The sequence below is a fragment of the Mesorhizobium sp. M0910 genome, from assembly GCF_040319465.1.
Taxonomy (GTDB): Bacteria; Pseudomonadota; Alphaproteobacteria; order Rhizobiales; family Rhizobiaceae; genus Mesorhizobium.
The window spans coordinates 1-7,180 of sequence record NZ_JAMYNZ010000037.1 but is presented as its reverse complement, the minus strand read 5'-3'; the positions used below and the strand labels follow the sequence as shown (position 1 = coordinate 7,180).

The 7,180-nt window shown below is 61.3% G+C and carries 8 protein-coding genes and 2 pseudogenes; 9 read left to right on the top strand and 1 reads right to left on the bottom strand.

Going from position 1 to position 7,180, the window contains the following annotated elements; genetic code table 11:
• Positions 1-102 precede the first annotated feature (102 nt).
• Positions 103-646, bottom strand: a pseudogene (locus NKH78_RS32410) (IS701 family transposase); the annotation flags it as partial.
• A gap of 83 nt (positions 647-729) precedes the next feature.
• Between NKH78_RS32410 and NKH78_RS32405 the strand changes: the two are divergent.
• From NKH78_RS32405 to NKH78_RS32365, 9 genes and pseudogenes are all read left to right on the top strand, one after another.
• Positions 730-2,233: pseudogene (locus NKH78_RS32405) on the top strand (integrase catalytic domain-containing protein).
• 416 nt (positions 2,234-2,649) lie between these two features.
• Positions 2,650-3,885, top strand: a complete 1,236-nt coding sequence (locus NKH78_RS32400; RefSeq protein ID WP_352885220.1) for a M24 family metallopeptidase — start codon at positions 2,650-2,652, stop codon at positions 3,883-3,885.
• Positions 3,798-4,304 (top strand): FAD-dependent oxidoreductase, encoded by a 507-nt coding sequence (locus tag NKH78_RS32395; RefSeq protein WP_352885218.1) that lies wholly within the window; start codon positions 3,798-3,800, stop codon positions 4,302-4,304. The genes NKH78_RS32400 and NKH78_RS32395 overlap by 88 nt, the downstream gene beginning before the upstream one ends.
• A complete protein-coding gene (locus tag NKH78_RS32390) occupies positions 4,301-4,663 on the top strand; it encodes an FAD-dependent oxidoreductase (protein ID WP_352885216.1) in 363 nt (120 codons plus the stop codon). The genes NKH78_RS32395 and NKH78_RS32390 overlap by 4 nt, the downstream gene beginning before the upstream one ends.
• Positions 4,618-4,869 carry a (2Fe-2S)-binding protein gene (locus NKH78_RS32385; protein ID WP_352885222.1) on the top strand — a complete coding sequence of 84 codons (252 nt, stop codon included), beginning with the start codon at positions 4,618-4,620 and terminating at the stop codon, positions 4,867-4,869. The genes NKH78_RS32390 and NKH78_RS32385 overlap by 46 nt, the downstream gene beginning before the upstream one ends.
• Before the next feature lie 252 nt (positions 4,870-5,121).
• Positions 5,122-5,514: a hypothetical protein gene (locus tag NKH78_RS32380; RefSeq protein WP_352885214.1), complete on the top strand. Its 393-nt coding sequence runs from the start codon at positions 5,122-5,124 to the stop codon at positions 5,512-5,514.
• A gap of 136 nt (positions 5,515-5,650) precedes the next feature.
• Complete coding sequence (tnpA, locus tag NKH78_RS32375; protein WP_352885211.1) at positions 5,651-6,004, top strand: IS66-like element accessory protein TnpA; 354 nt, start codon at positions 5,651-5,653, stop codon at positions 6,002-6,004.
• The gene (gene tnpB, locus NKH78_RS32370) at positions 6,001-6,348 is read left to right on the top strand and encodes an IS66 family insertion sequence element accessory protein TnpB (protein WP_352885209.1); all 348 of its coding nucleotides are present in this window, start codon (positions 6,001-6,003) and stop codon (positions 6,346-6,348) included. Before tnpA ends, tnpB begins: the two co-directional genes overlap by 4 nt.
• 66 nt (positions 6,349-6,414) lie before the next feature.
• Positions 6,415-7,180 (top strand): IS66 family transposase (locus NKH78_RS32365; protein WP_352885207.1); only part of this gene is annotated, 766 nt, incomplete at its 3' end.

Here is a 7,180-nt window from a genome sequence, read left to right as displayed (position 1 = left end):
TGCAGAAGGTCGGCTCGGTGCCCGAAACAAACGAAACAGCAAACCAATGAAGGGGTCAGTTCTTCAGTTCGCCAAAGGGGTCAATTCCTGGATTCGTTTGACAGCCGGCCGCAAGCGCACGGCGGCGAAGCGGGAATTGAGCTCGGTGTTGCTTCCTTCACGCCAGGCGATCGTGCGCCAAGTCTCGACGTCGAACTCCTCGGCCAGGGCCTTGGCCGAGATCGGCTTGTGATTGTCGGTTCGGCCGACTCGAGACGGCGGCCGGCCTCTTCCGCTCCAAGGCTTGGGCGGCAGCGGGCTCTCGCCTGGGCGCCAGACGCGCTGAGTGTGGGCTGAACGCCGACAACATAGGTCAGACCGAGCTCGGACAGGCCCGCGCGGAAACCGCCGTCGGCGCCATATCCGGCGTCGGCCAGAACCACGCCGGGCGCGACGCCCTCGGCCTTGGCCGTCCTGATCTGCTCGAGCGCGATCTGCGGCTTGGTCTGGAACGTGATCTCCGCCGGGATCTTCGCCTTCTCGCGTCGTTCCGGATCCTCCGCCCAGCTGCGCGGGAGATACAATTCGTAGGCGATCGGAAGCGAGGCTGCGTCATTTGCGATCGATAGGCTAACCGCAATCTGACAATGTCCTGCTTGCCGCATTGCCTCGCCTGAACTGCTCCCTAAAACCTCATCTAATTTGCTCCCGAATCAACAACTCCGGGAGCTGTGATGAGGAAGGTGAAGCATGGCGACACGAGCGGAATTGGTGGCGGCGATCGGTGGACGCTATGTTTTAGGCGGGCGGGCCGAAAAGGCGAGGATGTTGGACGAATTCGTGGCCCTCACCGGCTTCATCGCAAGCATGCGATGCGACTGCTGCGAGGAGACTGCGCGCCGGCGAAGAGTGGTCCTCGGCCGGGGCGGCGGGTTTACGGTGATGAGGTGCGCGCCGCTCTCGTCGTCGTTTGGGAGGCGTCGGATCGAATCTGCGGGAAGCGACTACACCCGCTCTTGCCAAGCCTGATCGAAGCGATGGAACGCCACGGACACGGCGCTATGGATAGCGAGACGCGCCGGCAATTGTTGACGATGAGCCCAGCGACGATTGATCGCGTTCTCAAGGACATTAAGACGAGTGCCAGCGGGCCGCGGCGGCGGAAAGCATCAACGACGATCCGGCGTAGTGTTCCAGTTCGGACTTTCTCGGATTGGGATGACCCCGCACCCGGCTTTGTCGAGGCGGATCTTGTTTCTCATTCCGGCCCATACGCGAAGGGCGCCTTCTCGCAAACCCTGGTGTTGACCGATATCGCCACGGGCTGGACGGAATGCGCGCCGCTGCTGGTTCGCGAGCAAACGGTCCTGATCACTGCGTTGGCCGAACTGCGCAAGTTGCTGCCGTTCCCGCTGCTGGGCTTCGACACCGATAACGACAGCGTCTTCATGAACGAGAGCGTTCAGGAGTATTGCTTGCGTGATAATATCGAACTCACCCGTTGCCGCCCCTACCGGAAGAATGACCAGGCATTTGTCGAGCAGAAGAATGGGGCGGTCGTGCGTAAGATCGTTGGATATCGACGCTTCGAGGGACTGCAAGCCACACGGGAGCTAGCCAAGCTTTATTCCTCGATGCGGTTGTTCATCAATTTCTTTCAGCCATCTTTAAGTTGAAAGAAAAGCATCGTGACGGAGCCAGGGTGGTCAAGCGGTATCATCGTCCCGCCACGCCCTATCAGCGGCTGCTTGAGGATGCACGCACGCCGGAGGATACGCGCCTTCGCCTCAAGGCGATGTACCTGACGCTCGATCCGGTTCGGCTGCTGCGCGACATACGCCTGACACAAGAGAGGTTGGTCGACATCGCCGACAAGCCGGACGGTTCGGCTGCCGCCGACGGCGAGGCATTGCCGCTCGAAGACTTTCTGTCCGGGTTGCGGATTGCGTGGCGTGGTGGGGAAGTGAACCCGACCGCCCGCCCCAAGCCGGCGGTCAAGCGAGAGCGGCGCAGACCCGATCCTCTCCTTGCCGTCACGGCCGAGCTTGAGGAATGGTTCGAGGCAGAGCCTTGGCGAACGTCACGAGAGTTGCTTGAACACTTGCAGGTCAAATATCCCGGCGTGTATCCCGACGGCCTCATTCGGACCGTGCAGCGTCGAATGAAAATCTGGCGCAGTACGCAAGCCAATGCGTTGGTGTTCGGGCCATTCGCCGATGCCGCGCGGACGGAAATTGTAGAGGTCATGCGGTGAGATCATCCCCGGATCGGCAGAGGCTAAATCTCGGGAACAACCAGTGAGGCAATCGAGAACATCCGAGTGAGGCAACGGCATTGTTCTTTGGGAACACTCGTGGGCGAGGCAATACGGGGTCTCTTCCAGATCGACGCGCTATAAGAGCTGCATCATCTTGCGGGTACCGGCGGCGTGGGGTGCGCGCGGTATTGTCATTTTGGGGCAATTTGAGCGGGGCGAATCAATTCGCCGCAGTCTAACTTGCCGCGAATTTCGCTGATTTCGCCCTACTGACCTCATAAATCCTTTGACAAGTCGCGACAACATGTCGACAGCGATTGGCAACGCGAGTACGCTCCTCCCCTCGCCGCGAGCAGTCAGAACACACCAAATGTGCCTAGCTGCCAAAACTGGATTTATTGAAGGACCGACTGATGGAGACGAGAGCAACATCTAACAATGCCGCGTCTGGATTAATCGCCGGAACTCGCCCACTAGCCCCTGACGTTCCGTCTAGTGAACTTACGGCTCGCCTCAAGAACATTCGCCGGGAGATGGAGGCTCACCAACTGGACGTAATCGTTCTCACGGACGTTAAGAACATTCAGTACTTCACGGACTTCCGCTCATTCTCCTGGTACTTCAATTCCAGGCCGTTCTTCACGGTGATCACAGCCACAGACCTGATCCTCTTCGCAGCTGTCTACGAACAAGCTTACGTGGACCAGAAGCCGCGCACATTCGCGGCGCTCTACTACGACGGTTACGTCAATGAAGGAGCAGCGCTAGTCGCCGACTCCGTCCGAAACATCTTCAAAGGAAAGACACCGAGTATCGCCATCGACTACGGCGAAGAGATGGCCGGTCGCGGCTCGCTGCCATTGGTCAATGCGTTGCGCGAACTTTCAACGGGGGGTAATTTGCAGAGCGCCTCTCCGACGCTGTGGCGCGTTCGTCAAATCAAGACCCCCTTCGAAGCTGAGTTGAAGCGCACTGCGTTTGCCATCTGCAACGACGCATTCGACCAAACGATCGTTCAGGCGCGCATCGGCATCACCGAATACGAGCTGTGGCGGATGATGCAAGCACAGACCTTCCTGAACGGCGCCGATAGCGGCGATCCTTTTCCGGTCATCTTTAGCAAGGGCGATTTCATGTATGGGCGCCCGCCAACCGCTCGACGCCTGGAGCCAGGACACTACGTGTGGGCAGATTTTCGAGCAACGTACGGTGGTTACTCGGCGGATCGCAATCGAATCGCGCGCGCCGGTGAGCCGGCCCCTTGGGAGCTAGAGACTTACAAGGCCGTCCGCGATATCACGCTCGAGTATTGTCATTCGATCCGCCCGGGGATGACAAGTTCGGAAGTGTACGCCATCGGCAGCAAGCTATGGGCACCGATGAATGCCGGAAACAAGTTTGCCTTGATGGCTGCGGGCTCGTTATCGGTCAGATGGGGACACGGCAGTGGAATGGATGTTGTTGAAACGCCTTCATTGGGTCCGTACGACCATACAGTGATCTGTCCCGGGATGATTTTGCATATCGAGCCAAAGCTCGAGCGCGACGGTGCCGTCTTCCAATGCGAGGAAGCGTTCTACGTTCGCGAAGACGGCATCGATTTCCTGACACCCCTTTCCCCCGAATCGGTGCCGATTATCGGAGAGTAACGCGGGGCTGCAAAGGCCGGCCTACGCCCACCCGCATTGCCCAGCGCCCGCATGCGGGTGGGCAGGTGCAGAAGGCAGGACACTCATACAGCGCGAGCTGCACAGGACGCAGGAACTGTGATGAAGGCAGACGTTATCGTCATTGGGGAGGGATCGTTGGCTCGGCCATCGCCTTTGGCCTGGCGCAGCGCCATCAGCGCGTGATCGTACTGGATGGCGATGACCGAGATAACCGGGCAGCACGGGCAAACTTCGGGCTCATCTGGGTACATGGAAAAGGCACGAATATGCCAGAATACCAACTCTGGTCGCGCCTTAGTGGCGAGCGCTGGGATGAATTCTCGAGGGGGCCTTCTGGATACTACCGGGCAGGATCTGCACTTAGAGCAGAAGGGTGGGCTGGTCTTTTGCCTCGATGAAGCAGAATTCGAGGCGCGCCGCGTCTCACAAGCTGCATAACCAACTTGGCGGAGAGCCTGCCGATTGGGAAATGATCGATCGTTCCGAGCTTGAACGGCTTATGCCCGGCGTCACTCTCGGTTCCGACGTTTGCGGCGCGAGTTTCGGCCGTCGGGATGGGCATGTTAATCCGCTGCGTCTCCTCTCGGCGCTTCAGTCCGGCATCCAGAGGCTGGGTGGCACCGTCGTTGGGGCTGCCCTGGCCCAGAAGATCCGGTCGGGAGCCACTGGCTTTACGGTGGAAACCAGAGTGGAAACCAGCGCTGACCGTTTATTTTCGACGGAGTCGCCGAGCCTGCCGAGGCAGGGGAGAGCGTAGCCGCCGTTCTGCTGCGGCAGGAGGCGGGTTGGTCGCGACTGACGCCGGTCAAGGGATCGAAACGAGGACCCTACTGTCTGACGGGCGTCTGCTTCGATTGCTTGATGGAAGTGGATGGCGTTGCCTCGGTGCAAGCCTGCCTCACCACCGTTCAGGATGGCATGCGCATCGCGCGCCAGCGCGGAAAGAGGAATCTAGGGGCATGAAGCCGGTCGATCTACTCATTGTCGGGGCCGGACCGGCCGGCATGGCGACGGCGCGGCGAGCGGGGCTCAATTTCCTCGTGATCGACGAGCAGCCCGCGCCAGGCGGCCAGATATGGCGCGACATCGAAACCGTCGCAGCAACGGCACGCGCCGCCTTGCTTGGCGCGGCCTCGTATTCACGACATCCATTAACATGCAGCAGCAGCGCTGATTACTGGCACTCAGCAAACCTCCAGGCGAAAAGGACTTCACTTGACAATCGCTCCCCGGACCTATGCCGTTATCGGAACGTCAGAAGGCGCGCTCGCGTTAGCGGCCGAACTCCGCCTTGCGGGCCACCGCGTTATTCTTTCAGACCGGCAGACGCGCCGTGACACCATCGAGGGCCTGATTGCCGCGCCGGGGCTTGAGTTGGATTGCCAGGTCGAGAGCTTCGTGGGCGGGATAAAGCAAATCCTTGTTAAGGGGATTCAGGCAACCAGCGATCTCGCCTTTGCCGCTGCCGAGGCGGACGTCATCATCCTAATGACGCCACAGATAGCCTATGGAGATTGGAGAATTGCTCGGTGCTTTTTGCAGGGGCGCTTCGACACGATCAGATCATCCTCCTCAGCCCCGGCGGGCTCGGAGGCTCACTGCTGGTGAACCGTTTAGCCACCAATGCCGGAGCTAAAGGTATTCTAGTCGATACCCTCCGGCGAAGGCCGCCTTGCGAGAGGATGGCACGGTAGCGAGGCTGCGCTCTTAAGGTCGTCCTTACGAGCGAAGTTAGCAGCACAGCATGAGCCATATGACGTTATTGACCGGGCCGGAGCGGCGGCGTCGTTGGAGTGAAGCGGATCAGTGCCGGATACTGGCGGCGGCATTCGCGCCCGGGGCCACAGTGGCGGCGGTGGCCCGTCAGTACGAGGTCGCGACCAGCCTGATCTACAAGTGGCGCCGCACGATGAGAGCCCGCGAGACGGGCTTTGCCGAAGTTGTCGTGGCTCCCGATGAGCCTGTCGCCGTTTCGGTGCCGGCGGCGCCACCAGCGGTGATCGAGCTGGAGATCGCCGGCAAGGTGCGGCTGCGGATACCGCTGACCACGCCGCCGACACTGGCGGCAGCGATGGTGAACACGCTGGGCGTTTCATGATCCCGGTTCCGAGCCAGGTGCGGATCTGGTTGGCGGTCGGCCGGACCGATATGCGTCGCGGAATGCAAGGCCTCGCTCTGCAGGTTCAGGAGACGTTGGGCCGGGATCCGCATGCCGGCGATCTTTATGTCTTCCGCGGCCGCAGCGGCAACCTGGTCAAGATTATCTGGCATGATGGGCTCGGCATGTCGCTGTATGCAAAACGGCTCGAGAAGGGCCGGTTTCTATGGCCGTCGCCGGCGGACGGCACGGTTTCCATATCACCGGCGCAGCTCGCCTACATGCTCGACGGGATCGATTGGCGCAACCCGCTTCACACGTTCCGCCCGCAGCGCGCGGGCTGAGTTTTTCTTTGAGTTTGCGCCATTTTCCGCGAGTCAGCGGACGCGTTTTATGATTCACTCCAGGGCATGGTTGCCACCGCCCAGGATGCTGTTCCGGACGATATTGGCGCGCTGAGAGCAGCGCTGACCGCGGCGCTGGCCAGAGCCGAAGACGAGGCCGCGCGCGCTGCGCTGGTCGAGGCCGAACTGGCGGTCGCCAGGGCCAAGGCATCGGATGATGCGGCGCTGATCGCGCATCAGCATCTGACGATCCGGAAGCTGCAGCGGGCGCTGCATGGTCAGAGTTCTGAACGCTCAGCCCGCCTGCACGACCAGATGGAACTCACCTTCGAGGAACTCGAGAGCACCGCGACGGAAGACGAGATCGCCGCCGAACAGGCCGCGGCCCGGACCACCGAGCTGGCGCCTTACATGCGCAAGCGACCGGCGCGCCAGCCATTTCCCGAGCATCTGCCGCGCGAACGCGTGGTCGAGCCGGCGCCGGCCGCTTGCCATTGCTGCGGCGGTCATCGGCTGCGCAAGCTGGGTGAGGATATCACCGAGACGCTGGAGGTGGTGCGGCGGCAATGGAAGGTGATGCAGCACGTGCGGGAGAAGTTCACCTGCCGCGACTGCGAGGCGATCAGCCAGGCTCCGGCGCCGTTCCACGCCACCCCGCGCGGCTGGGCCGGTCCCGGCCTGCTGGCGATGATCCTGTTCGAGAAGTTCGGCCAGCATCAGCCGCTCAAACGCCAGGCTGAACGCTATGCCCGCGAAGGCGTGCCGCTCAGCCTGTCGACGCTCGCCGACCAGGTCGGCGCCGGCGCCGCGGCGCTGATGCCGCTGTTCAAGC

Bases quoted from the DNA above. Each gene is read 5' to 3' on its own strand.
- NKH78_RS32390 (WP_352885216.1), top strand. From the start codon at position 4,301: ATGAAGCAGAATTCGAGGCGCGCCGCGTCTCACAAGCTGCATAACCAA.
- NKH78_RS32400 (WP_352885220.1), top strand. From the start codon at position 2,650: ATGGAGACGAGAGCAACATCTAACAATGCCGCGTCTGGATTAATCGCC.
- NKH78_RS32395 (WP_352885218.1), top strand. From the start codon at position 3,798: ATGCGAGGAAGCGTTCTACGTTCGCGAAGACGGCATCGATTTCCTGAC.
- tnpA (WP_352885211.1), top strand. From the start codon at position 5,651: ATGAGCCATATGACGTTATTGACCGGGCCGGAGCGGCGGCGTCGTTGG.
- tnpB (WP_352885209.1), top strand. From the start codon at position 6,001: ATGATCCCGGTTCCGAGCCAGGTGCGGATCTGGTTGGCGGTCGGCCGG.